Source organism: Streptomyces sp. PsTaAH-137, assembly GCF_003259365.1.
GTDB lineage: Bacteria > Actinomycetota > Actinomycetes > Streptomycetales > Streptomycetaceae > Streptomyces.
On sequence record NZ_QLLY01000024.1, the window covers coordinates 105894 to 122876 of the forward strand.

Annotated in this window: 19 protein-coding genes and 1 pseudogene; 12 read left to right on the plus strand and 8 right to left on the minus strand. The window is 68.9% G+C overall.

The window, feature by feature from the left end; genetic code table 11:
* Positions 1–64 precede the first annotated feature (64 nt).
* The 4 genes from K377_RS36555 to K377_RS36570 form a co-directional block, all read right to left on the minus strand.
* A complete protein-coding gene (locus K377_RS36555; protein WP_111667943.1) occupies positions 65–331 on the minus strand; it encodes a gas vesicle protein GvpG in 267 nt (88 codons plus the stop codon).
* Between the two features lie 15 nt (positions 332–346).
* Positions 347–1060, minus strand: a complete 714-nt coding sequence (locus K377_RS36560) for a GvpL/GvpF family gas vesicle protein (protein ID WP_111667944.1) — start codon at positions 1058–1060, stop codon at positions 347–349.
* A gap of 6 nt (positions 1061–1066) precedes the next feature.
* Complete coding sequence (locus tag K377_RS36565) at positions 1067–1516, minus strand: gas vesicle structural protein GvpA (protein WP_111667945.1); 450 nt, start codon at positions 1514–1516, stop codon at positions 1067–1069.
* 154 nt (positions 1517–1670) lie between these two features.
* Positions 1671–1979 carry a gas vesicle protein gene (locus K377_RS36570; RefSeq protein ID WP_111667946.1) on the minus strand — a complete coding sequence of 103 codons (309 nt, stop codon included), beginning with the start codon at positions 1977–1979 and terminating at the stop codon, positions 1671–1673.
* Positions 1980–2441: 462 nt separating this feature from the next.
* On the opposite strand from K377_RS36570, the gene K377_RS36575 reads away from it, so the two are divergent.
* The 5 genes and pseudogenes from K377_RS36575 (at position 2442) to K377_RS36595 (ending at position 6677) form a co-directional block, all read left to right on the plus strand.
* Positions 2442–3446 carry an acyl-CoA dehydrogenase gene (locus K377_RS36575; RefSeq protein ID WP_111667947.1) on the plus strand — a complete coding sequence of 335 codons (1005 nt, stop codon included), beginning with the start codon at positions 2442–2444 and terminating at the stop codon, positions 3444–3446.
* Positions 3447–3640: 194 nt separating this feature from the next.
* A pseudogene (locus K377_RS42555) lies at positions 3641–3910 on the plus strand (PIG-L family deacetylase); the annotation flags it as partial.
* A 309-nt stretch (positions 3911–4219) separates the two neighbouring features.
* Positions 4220–4834 (plus strand): SAM-dependent methyltransferase, encoded by a 615-nt coding sequence (locus tag K377_RS36585; protein WP_111667948.1) that lies wholly within the window; start codon positions 4220–4222, stop codon positions 4832–4834.
* A complete protein-coding gene (locus tag K377_RS36590; RefSeq protein WP_111667949.1) occupies positions 4834–5637 on the plus strand; it encodes a glycosyltransferase family 2 protein in 804 nt (267 codons plus the stop codon). Before K377_RS36585 ends, K377_RS36590 begins: the two co-directional genes overlap by 1 nt.
* A 50-nt stretch (positions 5638–5687) precedes the next feature.
* Entirely contained in the window at positions 5688–6677 is a 990-nt protein-coding gene (locus K377_RS36595) for an SDR family oxidoreductase (protein WP_111667950.1), read from the plus strand.
* 166 nt (positions 6678–6843) lie between these two features.
* Here K377_RS36595 and K377_RS36600 read toward each other — a convergent pair whose 3' ends face one another.
* Positions 6844–7509, minus strand: a complete 666-nt coding sequence (locus K377_RS36600; protein ID WP_111667951.1) for an HAD family hydrolase — start codon at positions 7507–7509, stop codon at positions 6844–6846.
* A gap of 430 nt (positions 7510–7939) precedes the next feature.
* Between K377_RS36600 and K377_RS36605 the strand changes: the two genes are divergently transcribed.
* The 3 genes from K377_RS36605 (at position 7940) to K377_RS41895 (ending at position 10005) form a co-directional block, all read left to right on the plus strand.
* Positions 7940–8278 carry a DUF5133 domain-containing protein gene (locus K377_RS36605; protein ID WP_111667952.1) on the plus strand — a complete coding sequence of 113 codons (339 nt, stop codon included), beginning with the start codon at positions 7940–7942 and terminating at the stop codon, positions 8276–8278.
* A 259-nt stretch (positions 8279–8537) separates the two neighbouring features.
* Positions 8538–9716, plus strand: coding sequence for an aromatic acid exporter family protein (locus tag K377_RS36610; protein WP_258395261.1), 1179 nt, complete (start codon positions 8538–8540; stop codon positions 9714–9716).
* A gap of 115 nt (positions 9717–9831) precedes the next feature.
* Entirely contained in the window at positions 9832–10005 is a 174-nt protein-coding gene (locus tag K377_RS41895; protein WP_161194969.1) for a hypothetical protein, read from the plus strand.
* Between the two features lie 421 nt (positions 10006–10426).
* Here K377_RS41895 and K377_RS36620 read toward each other — a convergent pair whose 3' ends face one another.
* Together K377_RS36620 and K377_RS36625 are read right to left on the minus strand one after the other, a co-directional pair.
* Positions 10427–10765, minus strand: coding sequence for a hypothetical protein (locus K377_RS36620; RefSeq protein ID WP_111667954.1), 339 nt, complete (start codon positions 10763–10765; stop codon positions 10427–10429).
* A 1244-nt stretch (positions 10766–12009) separates the two neighbouring features.
* Positions 12010–12468, minus strand: coding sequence for an ArsI/CadI family heavy metal resistance metalloenzyme (locus K377_RS36625; protein ID WP_111667955.1), 459 nt, complete (start codon positions 12466–12468; stop codon positions 12010–12012).
* Positions 12469–12547: 79 nt separating this feature from the next.
* Between K377_RS36625 and K377_RS36630 the strand changes: the two genes are divergently transcribed.
* The 4 genes from K377_RS36630 (at position 12548) to K377_RS36650 (ending at position 15594) form a co-directional block, all read left to right on the plus strand.
* Positions 12548–12955 (plus strand): helix-turn-helix transcriptional regulator, encoded by a 408-nt coding sequence (locus K377_RS36630; RefSeq protein ID WP_111667956.1) that lies wholly within the window; start codon positions 12548–12550, stop codon positions 12953–12955.
* Positions 12952–14049, plus strand: coding sequence for an ACR3 family arsenite efflux transporter (arsB, locus tag K377_RS36635; RefSeq protein ID WP_258395269.1), 1098 nt, complete (start codon positions 12952–12954; stop codon positions 14047–14049). Before K377_RS36630 ends, arsB begins: the two co-directional genes overlap by 4 nt.
* Positions 14042–14473 carry an arsenate reductase ArsC gene (locus K377_RS36640; protein WP_111667958.1) on the plus strand — a complete coding sequence of 144 codons (432 nt, stop codon included), beginning with the start codon at positions 14042–14044 and terminating at the stop codon, positions 14471–14473. Before arsB ends, K377_RS36640 begins: the two co-directional genes overlap by 8 nt.
* Before the next feature lie 791 nt (positions 14474–15264).
* Positions 15265–15594 (plus strand): chaplin, encoded by a 330-nt coding sequence (locus tag K377_RS36650; protein ID WP_161194970.1) that lies wholly within the window; start codon positions 15265–15267, stop codon positions 15592–15594.
* A gap of 1076 nt (positions 15595–16670) precedes the next feature.
* On the opposite strand, the gene K377_RS36655 is transcribed toward K377_RS36650, so the two are convergent.
* Positions 16671–16983 (minus strand): fasciclin domain-containing protein (locus K377_RS36655; RefSeq protein ID WP_111667969.1); only part of this gene is annotated, 313 nt, incomplete at its 5' end.

Genomic DNA, 16983 nt, shown 5'->3' on the forward strand with positions numbered 1-16983 from the left:
TGTATCGATGCGCGGATGTAGGGGTGTGCCGGAACCTGAAGGGGGCGGAAGGACGGCGAGCCGGTCAGCGGGTGCTGCCGTTCGCGGTCGTGCGCTGTTGCTGCGCCTCGAGTTCTTCGAGGCGATCGAGGAGTTCGTCCTCGCGGCGGTCGAATTCCTCGTCGTCGATGCGTCCCTCGACCAGCTCCTGTTCCAGGGCGATCAGCTCGCGCTTGACCGGTGCCGGGTCGAAGAACTGTCGCTCGGCGGTGTCAGCCAGTTGCTGGGTGACCCAGAGCGCACCGCGCACCGGCGCCAGCGGCAGCGTCACCAGTTGTCCGAACAGGCCCATGGCGGGCACCCCTTCTCAGACGAAGCTGTATGCGGGCAGTGGTCCGTGCAGGTGGTAGGTGTAGGCGTCGCCGCGGCTCTCGGCGTCCTCGTGGACGGCCTGCGAGAAGGAGGCGGCGTCGTCTCGTTCCACCAGGAACGACACATTGAGGAAGTGCGGTTCGGGTGCCTGAGCCGATGCGCTGTCCACCGCCGTCGGCGCGAGCGCGCCCACGATCTGGGCGGCGGTGCGGCGCTGGCTTTCCTGGATCTCCTGCGCGACCAACTCGCCGAGCCGGACCTTCGCGCCCTGGGCATCGGCGCTGCTGCGGGAATCCTCGTTCAGGCGGTGCGCCTCGGCGTTGCCCGTGAGGATCTCGCGCAGCAGGTCGTCCTCATCGCGTGCGACCTTGAGGTTGTACTCGAGGCGGCCGTCGAGGGCGGCGAGACGCGATCGGTAGCTGTCCTGGTTCTCGGCCAGGGCCGCCGCGACGGCGTCGTCGTCGGGTCCCACCAGACCGAACTGCAGGGGCAACACCGCCCCGTCGGGCATGAGCCGTTGCAGGACGACGTCGTGCGCGGCCAGGTCGCGGCGTTTGGCCCGCAGTTCCTCGGGGGCGGTGCTGACCACGGCTGCGAGACCTGCGGCGCGGATCACGCGCAGGGCGCTGCCTTCGGACCCGACACCGTGCAAGTCGTCGAGCGGGAGTGGATGGTCGTCAGGGGTGATGGCGTAGACGTATGTCGGCATGGCTGGTCAGTCCTCCTGTCGGCGCGGAGCGGGACGACGGCTGGCGGAAGTCTTGCGGGGGCGTGGGGCGGGCTCCTCCTCCGCGTCGGGTTCGTTGCCCTTAGCAAACGAATCGGCGAACGCCTCGACCGCGCCCGTCAGTGCTCCTTTCGACTTTCCTTTGGCGCCCTTTTCTGTCATGTCGCCCACCAGATCGGTCAGTTGGCTCGGGGCTTTCCGGCCGGATTCGAGGTCCAGGCGATTGCACGCCTCGGCGAATCGCAGATACGTGTCCACACTCGCCACCACGATCCGGACATCGACCTTGAGGATCTCGATTCCCACCAGGGACACGCGGACGAACGCGTCGATGACGAGGCCCTTGTCCAGGATGAGTTCGAGAACGTCATAGAGGGTTCCACCTCCTCCGCCCCCTTGGGCCGTAGCCGGCGCACTGCTCTGCTGTACAACGCTCAAAACTGGTCAGCTCCTCGATCGCAGGGAGACATGCATGCGGACCGGCGGCACCGGCGTGTGCCACCCAGGCTTGGTCTGCTCCGCAGTTGTCGGTAGGTAAAGCAACTGTTCAGCGACGTCTTCTCGTGCGTCGCGCCAGACGTCGTCGAGCACCTCAGCGACGGTCGATCTGTCCCTTGGAGTAGCGCTGAGTCTGTTCGTAGCCCAGCAGTTGACCGTCGCCGTCGAGGTCGACCCGGTAGGTCGTCATGACGCTTGCCGTGTCGGGGATCCGTTCGATCTCCGTCACCTCCACGTGCGCCGTCCATCCATCTCCCGCGGGCTGGAGTGAGGACACGGAGTGAGGCTCGCGGCCGGTCAGTTCGGACAGTTGAATCGCTGCGGCCCGCAGGGCGGACCGTGGATCGATTTTCGTGGAATCGGGGGCTCGTTCATCGAATTCCCCGGAGCGTGATGACGCCATAGATAAGACTGCAATCCGTTGTACTTCTGCTTGGGGCGCCGACCGTTGTGGTGACGCTCCAGCCTGGTTGCCCTGAGTCGAAACCCCTATGCAGTGCACTCGCAAAGTTTCTGAGATTCAGGCTGGGTGTGGAGGCGACGATGCAATGACACAGAGTGTTCTTCTGGTCAACGACCCGTGCGGCGCCCGGGCGGCAAGCAGTGGTTCTCCGGCGGCAGCCGCGTTCGGCAGCATCGGTGACCTATGGCACAACAGGCGAGCACAGTCGGACACGCGCCGGCTGAACCTCCCCGCCGGCCGGGCGAGCCGCACGAACCCGCGACAGGTCGCCGAATCGATGCTGAACCATGGCGCTCAGCAGGTCAGGATGCGAAGACCGGTGACAACCGAGAGGGTTTGATCAGCCCGACTTCGGGACACCCAGGCGCATATTTGGATCTGTCGCCACCGAAGGAGCCAGAGGTGACAACACCCGCTCATGTCCTCGGTTCGGATACGTCCTTCGCAGCTGAGTCGAGCGTCGCCGGACTGTTCGCTGCGTTCGTCGACGGTGAGGCGGCCGATGTGCCGTTTCCCGGGCGGTCGACCGCACGAAGGTTCGCCGTCCTGACGTCGCTGGGACGCCGCGACCTGTCGCTGGCTCGTCTGGCCGAGGGCCACCTGGACGCAGCGGCCGTTCTCCACGAGATCGCCGGCCTGCGGCCCCGGGCGGGGGAGCGCTGGGGAGTGTGGGCCGCCCGTCCGCCCCAGCCGGTCGTGCACGCCGCCCGTGCAGGGGACGACTGGAAGCTGAACGGCGTCAAGCCGTACTGCTCCGGCGCCCGCGCCTGCACACATGCCCTGGTGAGCGCGGAGTCCGATGACGGCTACCGGCTGTTCTCCGTGGCGCTGGACAGCCCGGGTGTCGTACCGGTGCTCGGGACGTGGCCGGCCGTCGGCATGGCCGACAGTGACAGTCTGGACGTCTCCTTCACCGACGTGCCGGCCCGAGCGGTGGGGGAGCCGGGGGCCTATCTGGACCGGCCCGGATTCCTGCACGGCGGAGTCGGAGTGGCCGCGTGCTGGCTCGGCGGGGCACACGCGGTGGCCGCACCGCTGTACGAACGCGCGGCGGCAGGACACCTGAACGATCACGCGGCCGCCCACCTGGGAGCGGCCGACGTCCTGCTCGACGCCGCCGACACGGTCATGCGTCGAGCGGCCGAGGACATCGACGCGGACCCCGGCGACTCGCAACGGCGGGCGCGTGTGCGCGGACTGCGCACGAGAGCGCTGGTCGAGAAGACCTGCACCGAGGTCCTGGGGCACGTGGGGCGGGCAACGGGAGCCGGGCCTCTGTGCCACGACGAGCAGCACGCCCGCGCTGTGGCGGACCTTACGGTCTACATCCGCCAGCACCACGCGGAGGCCAATCTCGCCGAACTGGGACACACCATCGCCGAAGCCGGCCAGGAGGCGGCGCGATGACGCGGCCCGGGCGAGTCCTTGCCGGTACCGACCGAGCCGCCGCGGCTGCGGCGATCGACGCGCGGGGAACCGACGAATCCGAGTGGCACACCGCTGGGCTGGACCACCGGCTCCCCCAGCTCGACCTGCCGACCGGGCCCGTGGTGGTCGTGGCGGCCCACCCGGACGACGAGGTCCTCGGCTTCGGGGGCACCATGGCCGCCCTCACCGCCGCAGGTACCGCTGTCCACACCGTCTGCCTCACCGACGGCGAGTCCTCCCACGCCCTCACGGACCCGGCCGCACGCCGCGCGCTGGCCGCGCGCCGCCGGAACGAGCTCGCGGCCGCCCTGAGTGAACTCGGGCCGCTCGACAAGCCCGTACACGCCGGCCTGCCGGACACGGCCCTCGACCGCCACGAGGACACCGCCGCAGCCACCATCAGCGACGCGCTGACAGCAGTCGGGGCGAAACTGTGCGTAGCGCCGTGGACCGGCGACCTGCACAGTGACCACGAGGCAGCCGGACGGGCCGCTCAGCGTGCGTGCCAGGCCACGAACACCGCCCTGTGGTCGTTCCCCGTGTGGATGTGGCACTGGGCCCGCCCCGACGACCCAAGGGTCCCCTGGAATCGCGCCGCCGTCGTGCCGGTGCCGCAGACGGCACTGGATCGAAAAAAAGCAGGCCATCACCCGCTTCGTCAGCCAGCTGGAGGCCCGCACACCGGGCGGCACCCCCGTGCTCCCGCCCGAGGAAACGGCCCATCACATCCGCCCGTTCGAGACGGTGATCCGTTGAACACCCCCGACACGTACTTCGAGAACCAGTACGCGCACGCCGACGATCCGTGGAAGTTGGCCGAGCGCTGGTACGACCGCCGCAAATACGAGCTGACCCTCGCCGCGCTGCCCCGTCAGCGCTACCGCCGGGCCTTCGAACCCGGCTGCTCGGTCGGCGTGCTCACCAGCCTGCTGGCCACTCGCTGCGACCGACTTCTCGCGGCGGACCGCGTCGACTCCGCCGTGTCGACCACAGCGCGCCGCACTGACACCCTGGAGCACGTACAGGTGCGGCAGATGGCCGTTCCCGACGAGTGGCCCGACGAAGCACTCGACCTCGTCGTCCTCTCCGAGTTGCTGTACTACTTCGACGCGCGCACCCGGGCGCGCCTCCTGGGGCGCGCCGTCGACTCCCTGGACGCGGGCGGACACCTGGTCACCGTGCACTGGAACCACCCCGTCGCCGAGCACACCGTCTCGGGGCGCGAGATCGCCGCGGAGATCGACGCACTGCCCGGTCTCGGTCGGCTGGCCCGGTACGACGACCCGGACTTCACCCTCACCGTCCACGAGCGCCGCCCAGACGGCGGACCGGTCCTCTCCCCGGCGCAGGCGGAGGACCTGGCGTGATGCCCTCCGCGGTGGCGGTCGTCGTGCCCGCGCACGACGAGGCACACCGGATCGGTGCCTGCCTGCGCAGCGTGCGCGAGGCGGCGGCACGGGCGGCACCGCTCCCCGTGGTGACGGTGGTGGCCGCGGACGCGTGCGCCGACGACACGGCGGGAATCGCCGCCCGGGCGGGCGCGCACGTCGTGCGACTGGACCGGCGAAGCGTCGGGGCGGCCCGTGCCGTCGGAACCGCGTACGCCCTGCACCTGCTGCACGCCCACACCCCGGACGTCTGGCTTGCGATGACCGACGCCGACTCCACGGTGCCTGCCACCTGGCTGACGGATCAGCTGGCCTGGGCGCGGAACGGCTACGACGTGGTGCTGGGCACCATCCGGCTGGCGCGGGCTCCCTCCTGGCTGGCATCCCTGCACGACGACGCCTACTTCCTCACGCGCCCGCTCGGCGGACCCACGCGCTGGGAGCATCCGCACGTCCACGGGGCGAATCTGGGGATCTCGGCGACGGCCTATCTGCGGGCGGGCGGGTTCGCCCCGCTGTCCACGGGTGAAGACCATGAACTGGTGGCCCGACTCACCGCGCAGGGCCGTCGCATCGCGCGCTCCGACGGCCACCCCGTCCATACCGCCGCGCGGCTGCGTGGACGGGCGCCCGGTGGCCTGGCCGATCTCCTGTCGGGCTTGCACGACGCGCCCGCCCACCACAAGGCCGAAAGACCGATCGGCCGTCGGACCGTGCGCCCCAGCCCCGACACGAACCGGACGGCCGCCCCTGACACGCGCGCCGAGCCGACCACCAGGTGAGCCGCAGCACCCACGGCACCCCACCCCAGTCACGAAGAGAAGGGACTCCCATGACTCGCCGATCTCGCCTCACACTGCGCTCCACCGGGCCAGGAGCCGTCGTCACGGGCGGCTCCCGCGGCCTGGGCCTGTTCATCGCCCGCTACCTCGCCGAAAGGGGCTGCGTCGTCACGATCGCCGCCCGCGACGAGAAAGAACTCGAACGCGCCGCCGCCCAGTTGCGCGAGGAGACGGGCGCGACGATCCACGTGGCCGTCTGTGACGTCCGCGACCGCGCGACCGTGCGTGAACTCATGCGCAGCGTCCACGAGCGCGACGGGCTCGACGTAGTCATCGCCAACGCCGGTGTCATCCAGGTCGCTCCGGTGGAAGCGCTCGGCGCGGAAGAGTTCACCGCGGCGATGGACACCATGTTCAACGGGACCCTGCACACCGCGCTGGAGGCGCTGCCCCACCTGCGTGAGACCCGGGGGCGCCTCGGGCTCATCGGCTCCGTCGGCGGTCTGCTCGGCGTACCTCACCTCCTGCCCTACTCCTGCGCCAAAGCGGCCGTAGGCGCGCTGGCCGAGGGTCTCCACGCGGAAGCGGCACCGGCCGGCGTCAGCGTCACGGCCGTGCACCCCGGCCTGATGCGCACCGGCTCGCACCTCCAGGCGGAATTCGGCGGCGACACCGAGGCCGAATTCGGCTGGTTCAGCGCCGCCGCGGGAACACCCGTACTGTCCATGGACGCCGAACGTGCCGCGCGCCGCATCGTCGACGCCGTTATCCAGCGCCGTACCCGCCTCGTGCTCACCGCTCCGGCCAAGGCCGCGCAACTCGCCCATGGCATCGCTCCCGCCCTCACGACGCGGCTGACCGGCGCCACCGCGAGACTCCTGCCGACGGGGCACGGCAAGACCCCGCTCGTTCAGGGACACGAGGCGAAGCCGCCAGGCAACCCGCTCGCGCGACGGATCCGGGCCTGGGGCAGCGCCCTCAACGACCGCGCCGTGCGGAAGGCGAACCAGGAGCGGCCGGGACCCCGCACCGCATCCTGACCGGCGGGCCCTGCGGTCTCACGACCTGGATCATCACCCGCGGAGACAGTGCCGCACTGTCTCCGCGGGACCGGCCCCGCGTCAGCGGGTGCTACCGCTCAGCAGGCGGCAACAGTGCAGGCCAGCCGGACGGGTGGACGCGCGCCGCCGCCCTCGCAGCGCCGGATCAGCGCTGCCCGAAGGCGCTGCTCTCGAGGTCATCCAGCAACGCTGCCGTGTTCGCGTAGACCTCCGCGGCGCCCGCTGCCTCCAACTCCGCGCGCGAGATTCCCCCGCTCAGCACCGCCACCGGGGTGACACCGGCGCTCCGGCCCGCCCGCATGTCCCAGACCGAATCCCCGACGAACACGCTGTCCTCGGGCCGCGCTCCCACGAGGTCGAGGGCGTGCAGGACGGGCTCGGGATGCGGTTTGCCCGCGTCCACGTCGTCCGCGCTCGCAGTCGCCGTGATGGCGTCGTCGGCATCGATGGCTTTGCGCAGCGCCGCCAGTTCGGGCCCGCCGGCGGACGTTGCCAGGACCACCCGCCAGCCGTCGGCGTGCAGCCGCTTGAGCAGCGCGGCCGCCGAGTCGAACGGAGCAAGCCGCTCGTGCCAGGACGCGTAGAGGAGCTTGTGACCAGCACTGATGCCATCATCCTCGCCTCGGTCCCGGCCCTCACCGAGCAAGTGCTCCAGCAAGTCGGCGGAGCCGAGACCGATCGCGGCGTGGACGTCCGGCATCTGCACGAAGTGACCGGCCTGACGGAGGGACTCCCACCAGCAGGTGGTGTGGAGATAGTTGGTATCGACAAGGGTGCCGTCGACGTCGAAGACTGCTGCGCGGATGGTCATGCACCACAGTGTTTCCCGAGCCCGCCCGCCCCAGTAGACGTGCGGAACAGCCGGACAGGGCGCGTCGGGCCGTGGCGCGAATCTTCCGTTTGTTCCTCGAGTCACCGGGCAAGTGGGTGGTGTGCTTGGGACAACAGGCGCGCCTTCAGGAGCACGAGTTCCGTCCGCGACGTTGAGCTGCTTCTGATCATCCTTGCTGCTGCAGCGATGAGGGAGCACCCCTATGCCCGCATGTCACTCGCACGACGATGCACTCGACACCCTGCTCACCTTCCGCCTCCTCCGAGCCGTTCACGGCACGCGAAGCCATCTGCCCGCCCGACCGCCACCCGAGCCGAGCGACCACTCAAGTGCGAGCCGACCACATCACCACATCAACGGAGACGTTCCGGCGCACGGGCGCGGGAACTGCGAGTGAGGGAGAGTCACGGTGCTGATTCCCACAGCCGGAGACTTGAGAGCGGCGCTGAGCCGTCACGCAGCAGCAGTCGTCGAGGACGAAAGTTGCCCGACGGAGCAGACCGCCCGCACACGAGAGGACTGCGTCTACACACTGTGTGTGATGACGGGGACCCTCGACATCACAGCAGCACTGGGCCGGGCCGACGCCCTCCTCGAACAGCATGCCGCGCACGCGGGCCGACGAGTGGTGCGCCCGCAGGGCGCACGGCCGGTCCCGCTGTCACAGGACGCGGGAGCGGCCCTGGTCGAGATCGAGATGGGCTCCCAGACGCCGGTAGCAGCGCCGCAGATCAGCGGCGCTGCCTGAGGTCCGGCGGGCAGCCGCCTGCTGTGCCGCTTGTTCCGAGCGGGTGACGGTGCCGAGCACGCCCCCGGCGAATGAGATAATCAGTTGCGCACTCCCCGGTTCTCCAAGGCTTTTCGTCCCAGACCGGACTCGGCGCGCGCCTTTCGCGGCGTCGTTGCTGACGTAACGGCTTCGGTGTTTGCGCAGATTTGCGAGGGTTACCCGGAAGCGGTGGGCCGCTGACCAGCAGGGGCTGTGGAGCGGAAGGCAGCAGAAGCGCGTGGTGGAGAGGCTTCACCGGGGATGGGCCTGGGCCAAGCGGGCGTGCAATTCCTCCGGGCACGAGCGGAATACGGTCCTGCTGGTCGGCAAATGTGTGCTGGCCGCCACCCTGAGCTGGTGGATCGCTCATGACGTGCTCCACGCGACGTCGCCCGCCTTCGCGCCGTTCTCGGCGGTCCTGACAATGAACGTGACGGTCTCCCAGTCGGTCTGGCAGACACTGCGTTACGTCGCCGCCGTCGTGGTCGGTGTCGCAGTGCAGGCGGCGATCGGCTTCACCGCCGGGCCGGACCTGTTCGCATTCGTGCTGGTTGCTGTGATCGCCCTGGGCCTGGGGCGGTGGCAGGTGCTGGGGGAGCAGCGCTCGCAGGTCCCCACCGCCGCGTTCTTCGCGTTCTCCACCTACAGCGCGGCCTCCACGAACAGTGACCGGGTCACCCAGCTCAGCCAGATCGTCCTGCTGGTCCTGATCGGCTGCGGCATCGGAATGGTCGTGAACCTGTGCATTGTGCCGCCCCTGCGCTACCGCAGCGCAGAGCAGGGGCTGCACGCACTCGCGGGGGAGATGGAGTCACTCCTCGACGACATGGCGGACGGCCTGTGCAGCGGAGATGTGGACGCCGAACGGGCCGATCGCTGGGTCGCCTCAGGCAAGCGCGTTCAGGCCGCCGTCGGCCAGGCGCACGCGGGCCTGGAGATGGCGGAGAGCAGCGTGCCCTTCAACCCCCGCCGCTTCCTGCCCGCCCACCGCAGTCACCTCACGTTCACTCGCTACCGGCAGAGCCTGAACGCACTGGAGCGGGCGGTCTACCAGCTGGCCTCCCTGACCCGCAGCTTGGGCCGCTGGCGGGAGAGCGAAGACACGTACACCTATGGTCCGGCGCTGACCGCCTACGCCGACTTCGCTGGAAGCCTGCGCGACATTGCGCATGTCATCGCCGAACTCGACAGCGACACCCTGCCTGATCAGGCCGAGCAGATGTGCAAACTTGCCGCCATCGCGCAGGAGGCGCTCAAGAAAGTGCTCGTCGCGGCCGACGAAAGCAAGCTGCCGCTGGCGGACGCGTCCCGGCCGTACGGCGTTCTCATCGTCGAGGCCACCCGGCTGATGGAAGAGTTCCAGAACACGTGTGATGTCCTCAAGGACACGACGAACGACCGGGCTGGCTGTGTCTGACGGGCCCGGGGCCGTCCCTCGCAGCAGGCGCGAGGGGTGTCATCCGCGCCGCATCGAGCACTTGAAGGCCATGAAGCATTGGACGATAGCCATCGAGACGGCTGACAGCGGAGCTTTGGGTACCACCATCGGCGCGGACGCGCTCGTGCACGCTTTTGACACTCAATCTCGCACGACGGCCCACGAGGTCACGTCCCCGTACGTGGTGAAGCCGGAGGTCGAGTGGAGCATGGCGCTTCAGCGCGGCCGCCGCTGCACCGTGTGCGCCAGCGCCGTGCCGCTCACCTGACGAAACCGCGGGTGCGGTGCGTCAGCTCATGGCGGCACGCAGGCCCGCTGGAGATCCCCGGGGCGGGCCGAGGGGCCCGCATGCGGAGTGGGGCGCGTGACAGCGGAGCGTGTAGAGCTGTCGCACCGGGACCCCGTGCGGCGGCTCCTCGCGTGGGCGTCGGCCGTGCGGGCGACCGGAGCGTGTCGCGAGACGCCCCTGCGCGGACCGGCGGGCGTAGCTCTGTGAGCAGCGCGGGTTGCTGTAGCCGCTTTCCGCGTTCTCGCCTCAGGGGCGCGGTCGACGCTCCGCTCGTGATGCCACTGGGGCCCGGCGCCGTTGTTGTCGCCGGGCCCACTCCATGACCTGCGTCATCTCGCAGCCGCGGAACTGGTCGTTCCCCTCGGCCCGCAAAGGCTGGAGTGCCCCTGCTGAATGCAAGTCACGAGGCCAAGGCCGCCGGCAGGTCGGAATAGGTGGGCAGGGGCGTGTGGCCCGGGTCCGTGGCGGCGATCGCTTCGAGGACGGCCCGCGATGGGGCGATCAGGACGACTGGACGCTGCTCGTGCACGGCCAATAGGTGCGCGCCCAGGGTCGTGCGGCACGCGGTCACCTCGGGCAGGGCGAAGGCGATGGGGCCCGTGTGATGCCGCAATGCCTCGCGGGTCGCGTGACGCACGCTCTTGGGAATCTTCTTGCCCATGGCCCCGGCCACCTCGATCAGCCACAGATGACTGCGAGGTTCCGAAGTCACCACGGCAACACCAACGCCCGATGCCATAACGTCTCCCTCTGCCCGGGCGCTGCCCGCCCGAAAGTCGGATGAAGCGCCCCCACGCTACTCCCGGTGTCGTGGGGGAGGGGCGCACTCGGGGTTGCGCGTCGCTGGGCTGGGAGATCGCGGCTTACAGCTTGCGGCGCTCGTGTTCGGGGGTGCCGGTACTCAGCGTGCAAGAGTCGCCCCACTTGACGCATTCCACGCGTCCGGCCGGACCAGAAGGGCGGCGGGGACAGCTGCGCGTACGTGACAGGCGCTGGTCCCAGCCCTGTACCTGCGTCAACTCCCAGACTGGCGGAACGTGTCCCTCCCCATGGCCGGTCGTTGGAGTGTTCGGGAACGGCGGGGTGCACTGCCGGTCACCGGCCGGTTCCAGTCCTCGAACCCTGGGACCGGCCGGTGACGCAGAATCGAGCGAACCCCTCACCGGGGGGTGCAAGGGGTTCGCCGCGGACTCACTGTGCCACCGCGCACGGAACCGGAAACAACCCGGCGGCACTTCTCGCCCGATTGCCTCCGGCCAGGGGGCGTGCGACGTCGTGGGGCAGCGATCTGTTTCGTTCAGATCTGTTGCACTCAGCAAATGTTGGCTACGGGCCCGGGCCGCCACGCGCAGCCTGCGGCCTGGTCTCGCCTGCGTCGAGCGGGTCGGTCGGCACCCTCGACGTCGGATGAGCACGGGCCGAATTCGTGCATTGACATGGACCCGCAGCCGACGCGATCCGCGCCGCGCTCAGCGTCGACGATCCTCCGGCCCCGAAAAGGGACTATGACGTCGACCGAAATCTTGAGCCCGTGCATTCAGCCGCCGACGCAACCACGTCATCCATATCACCAAAGGGGTCGCGACGATCCCCATCCCTAGCGCCATCCACCAACCGGTGCCGCTGAAGCCCCAAGCCAAGACCAGGACGATGTAGACCGTTATCGCGATCAGGACATGCCGCGTTCTCTTCGAGAGATCCATTCCGACCGGATACCCCGCGTCTGCGAACACAACGAAGGGGCGCGCGCCTGACGTCTCCCCAGACCAGCGCGCACCCCATCGGTGGACGTCACCGTACCGCCCCACGCGCCACAAGAGCACCCGATCAACGACACCACCGCCGCACCGTCGCCCCCACTGCACCGACCTCCGGCAGAGCAGCAGCCTTCGTCCGCCGTCCTGACGCTGTCCGAAGTGATCACGCCCCAAGCGCGCAACCCGGTATGAGACGCGGCAGCGATCAACGCTCTGCTCGCTGCCGCTATCCGCAAGCGCATCCTTGATCCGTGGCCGGCTGGCCGGCGCAGCAGCCGTCACCACGGGTGTCGGGCTCGGTGCTCTTGCCGAGGATGTCGGCGTCGGCCTTGACCACGTAGACCTCCCAGGGCTCCTGGCCGGGGCCGTGCACCCACACCTTGTCCTGGAGGGCGTAGCAGCAGGAAGTGTCGTTCTCCTCGAACGTCGCCAGGCCCGCGTCCTTGAGACGGTCGGTGGCCGCGGTGACCTGGCCGGTGGACTCGACCTCGACCCCGAGGTGATCCATGCGGGTTTCCTGCCCGGGCTCGCCCTCGATGAGGACGAGCTTCAGGGGCGGCTCGGTGATGGCGAAGTTGGCGTAGCCCTCGCGCCGCTTGGCCGGTTCGGCGTTGAACAGCTTCGAGTAGAAGGTGATCGACGCCTCCAGGTCGCTGACACGCAGGGCGAGCTGAGCGCGAGACATGGCGGTGCTCCCATCGACTTGTATTGATGTTCGTCGATGCAACATTGCGCCTTGCATCGAAGGCTGTCAACATAGACGGATGTCGAAGCAAGAACTTGTGGTGTTGGGGCAGACCGGCGAGGTCGACGCGTGCTGCCCGGGGCTGCTGACCGCGCCGCTGGATGAGGAACAGGCCGTCGACCTGGCGAAGGTCTTCAAGGCGCTTGGTGACCCGGTGCGGCTGCGGCTGCTGTCGATGATCGCCTCGCAGGCGGGCGGGGAGGTCTGTGTGTGCGATCTGACCCCGGCCTTCGATCTGTCGCAGCCGACCATCTCGCACCACCTCAAACTGCTGCGGCAGGCCGGGCTGATCGACTGCGAGCGGCGCGGCACCTGGGTCTACTACTGGCTGCTGCCGGAGATGACCGACCGCCTCGCGGGCATCCTGGCCCGTCCCGTCGGCGCCCCGTTGCCCAACCGCTCGACGACCGCCGGTGCTGCCTCGTGAGCGACCGCGCACCTGAGCAGAACGTGGCCGGGCGCCTGTCGTTCCTGGACCGGTACCTGGCCGTGTGGATCCTCGCCGCCATGGCCGTCGGGCTGGGCCTGGGCCGCGCGATACCGGACCTCGGGGACGCTTTGGCCACGGTGACGGTGAGTGGGGTGTCCCTGCCGATCGCGCTGGGCCTGCTCGTGATGATGTACCCGGTGCTGGCCAAGGTCCGCTACGACCGGCTCGACATCGTGGCCCGGGACCGGCGCCTGCTGTTGCCCTCGCTGCTGCTGAACTGGATCGTCGGCCCGGCCCTCATGTTCGCGCTGGCTTGGCTGTTCCTGCCGGACCTGCCCGAGTACCGCACCGGCCTCATCATCGTCGGCCTGGCGCGGTGCATCGCGATGGTCATCATCTGGAACGATCTGGCCTGCGGACACCGCGAGGCGGCGGCCGTCCTGGTCGCGGTGAACTCGGTGTTCCAGGTGATCGCGTTCTCCGTGCTCGGCTGGTTCTACCTCCAGGTGCTGCCCGGCTGGCTCGGCCTGGAACAGAGCGGCCTCGACGTGTCCGTCTGGGAGATCACCCGCAGCGTCCTGATCTTCCTCGGCATCCCGCTGGCGGCCGGCTACCTGACCCGACGCCTCGGCGAGAAGGCCAAGGGCCGCGCCTGGTACGAAGGGAAGCTGATCCCGTGCATCGGCCCGTTCGCCCTCTACGGCCTGCTGTTCACGATCGTCGTCCTCTTCGCCCTCCAGGGCGACGCCATCACCAGCCAGCCCCTGGACGTGGTCCGTATCGCGCTGCCGCTGCTGGTCTACTTCGCGCTCATGTGGGCCGGTTCCATGGCGCTGGGCAAGGCTGTTGGCCTCGACTACCCGCGCACCACCACGCTCGCCTTCACCGCCGCGGGCAACAACTTCGAGCTGGCCATCGCCGTCGCCATCGCAACCTTCGGCGCCTCCTCCGGCCAAGCCCTGGCCGGTGTCGTCGGCCCCCTCATCGAAGTACCCGTACTGATCGGCCTGGTCTACGTGGCCCTGTACGCGCGCCGCTACTTCACGACCCCGACTACTCCCGCGCAGCAGGAAGAACCAACCCATGCCTGAGATCGCAAAGCCGTCGCTCCTGTTCGTCTGCGTCCACAACGCCGGACGCTCCCAGATGGCCGCCGCCTTCCTCACCCACCTAGCCGGCGACCGCGTACAGGTCCGCTCCGCGGGCTCCGCCCCAGCCGACACGGTCAACCCTGCCGTCGTCGACGCGCTCGCCGAGGTCGGCATCGACATCTCCGCCGAGGTGCCCAAGGTGCTGACCGTGGACGCCGTCCAGGCCTCCGACGTTGTCATCACCATGGGCTGCGGCGAGACCTGCCCTGTCTTCCCCGGCACCCGCTACCTCGACTGGCAACTCACCGACCCCGCCGGCCAAGACATCGACGCCATCCGCCCTATCCGCGACGAGATCGAGCAATACGTCCGGGGCCTGATCTCGGAGCTGATCGGTGACGTCACTGTGCGGAGCGCTGGTTGACTGGCGCGTTGAGGGATCCGCCGCCGGCGTCCTGGCTGTGCACGGGGTGGTCCTGCTTGTCTCTCTAGCGATGTCCTGGGTCACCGGGTCCCCGCGCGGCGTCGGTGAGCCCCTGCGGCTGGGCCGCCAACATGCCGCCGTATATGCGCTGTTGGGCTCGCGTGCCGCGCTCGAGCGGTGCGTCACGCTTAGCAGGGTCCAGGCGGTCCGTACTCTGCCGGCGGATGACGGCCCGCTGTGGCACCACCATCACGGCGGCTACTGGGGTCACGACCACTACTACGGCGGAGGTATCGGTCTCGGCCTCGGTCTGGGCCTGAGCAACGGACTCTGAGCCGTAGGCACCGCAGCGAGCAGGAGCGAGGGAGTCCCGGCGCACGGGGCATGGTCCGCTCCCGCTCGTCTTTTGCCGTTCTGCCGCGGGCCGATGGTCGCGCGTGCGAAGGGGCCGAGTGTCGACACGAGGGTGGCCGTGCAGACGGGGCCGTAGCGAGCCAAACGGCGCAAGCGCCTGCAACGGATGGAGTGTGTCGCGTGCAGACCGTTTTCGATCCGGACTCGCAGTCGTACCAGGATGAGTCCGGCGCCGGGCCAGACCGCGGGTTGCGCCTCACACGGGGCCGTGCCTGGCGCGGCCGGCAGGTGCGGGAGAGGCGTGGTCCGGACGGGTGAATTGAAGCCGTGCGGCCAATCCAGCCTTTGGGACGTTCCGGATGGCCAGTGAGAAGCCAACCGCTTCTCGTCCTTGCCCCCAAGGGGTGGGGACCATGCGGATGAGTATGGAGCGTTTCATGTCTCGTGTGCTGAAGAGTGCGGCGATCGCGGTGGTCATCGGCGGTTCGGTCCTGGCCGGTGCGGGCGCCGCGTCGGCGGACGCCGGAGCTCAGGGTGCCGCGGTGGGTTCGCCGGGCGTGCTGTCCGGCAACGTCGTCCAGGTGCCGGTCCACATTCCGGTCAACGCCTGCGGCAACACCGTCAACGTCATCGGCCTGCTCAACCCGGCCTTCGGCAACAGCTGCGCCAACGGCTCAGGCAACTGGGGTCACCACACCTGGGACGAGGGACACATGGGCCAGCACGGCTCGATGAACCACGACGGCCACATGGGCATGTGGAAGTAGGCGACCGCCCCCAAGGTGCTGTGCCGGCCCACCTGCGGTGGGCCGGCACAGCACCTTGCGTTCAAGGAGCACACGACGTCTCGGGAGTGGATAAGTGTGTGTGTGGCTGCATGATGTGCCCTGTGCCCTGCGGGACGGCAAGGCTCCCGGTGGCACGGCTTCGGAGGATCGGTGCCCGGTACCGGCGTGCGGCATGGCAGGGGCTCCGTCATACTCCTCGCGATGTAGATGGAGTAGCTCGGCTCGGACGCTGTTCGCGGTTGGACGAGGGTGGCAAGGCAATCCTGGCGATCTGGGCTCGGACGTCGTCACGCATCCGTCGTGCGGCCGCCCGTTGTCGTTTGGCTTTGTCGTGCGCCGCGCGAGCCCGTCGGCGTACGTCTTCGAGCCACTCCTCGATTTCCTGCGGGGTTCGATTCATTGGTCTTGGCCCCGGCTTCGTCCTGGATGCCTTGAATGCGGTCAGGGTCAGGTACGGCAGGTTTTACAGGCAGGGGCCGTTGGGCCTTGCAGCGCCGCGTTCGGGCCACTCATCGGCTGCGGACTGGCCGGCCGACAACGCGACGAACATGGATCTGCAGCGGTGGACTTCATGGATGTGCGACATAGGCGATCAGCGGCTGGCGAACTATGCGAAACCGCCCGAACCCTGCGGCTGGCAGCACGACTCCTCGGGGACGGCAGAATGCTCGGCTCCGCCACGGAGAGTGGTCAATTCACTCGGGCCGCAGGCACGTGAGCGGGCGATCAGCGACTGCTGGACTCAGTCGAAATGAGAGCCGTGACGAGTGAGGTGGCCTCATTTTTCGATGCCCTACGAACGGTCGTGGTGCTGGTGCGGAACTGCTCCGAGTGATGCTGCGAGGGGAATTGAGTTGGTGGGTGAGGCGGGGGACTGACTGTACTGCCGGTACGCCGCGCCTCACCCCCAGGACACAACCGCCGTGAGGCCACCGCTCAAGTCCTCGCGGACCGCCGACCGCCCCGTGCTGTCGCGTTGCCAGGTGACAGCAGGGAGGAAGGCAGCGCAGTTTTCCCGTCTTCCCTCTGCTCGGTTGCGTCAGCTGGTGATCCCCTCAGCTCTTGGGCATGAGGACGGAGTCGATGATGTAGACGTTGGCGTTGGCGGTCTTGACGTTGCCGCAGACCACGTTGGCGCTGTCGTTGACCTTGTAGGACTCGCCGGAGCCGGACGTCATCAGCTTCGACTTCTCCAGCGTGTCGAAGGAGCCGTTCTCCAGGTCCTTCGGCGCCAGCTTCTGGCCCACGACGTGGTAGGTCAGGATCTTGGTGAGCTGGGCCTTGTCGTTGAGGACCTTGTCCAGGTCGGCCTTCGGAATCTTGGAGAAGGCGTCGTTGGTCGGCGCGAACACAGTGACGTTCTGCGCG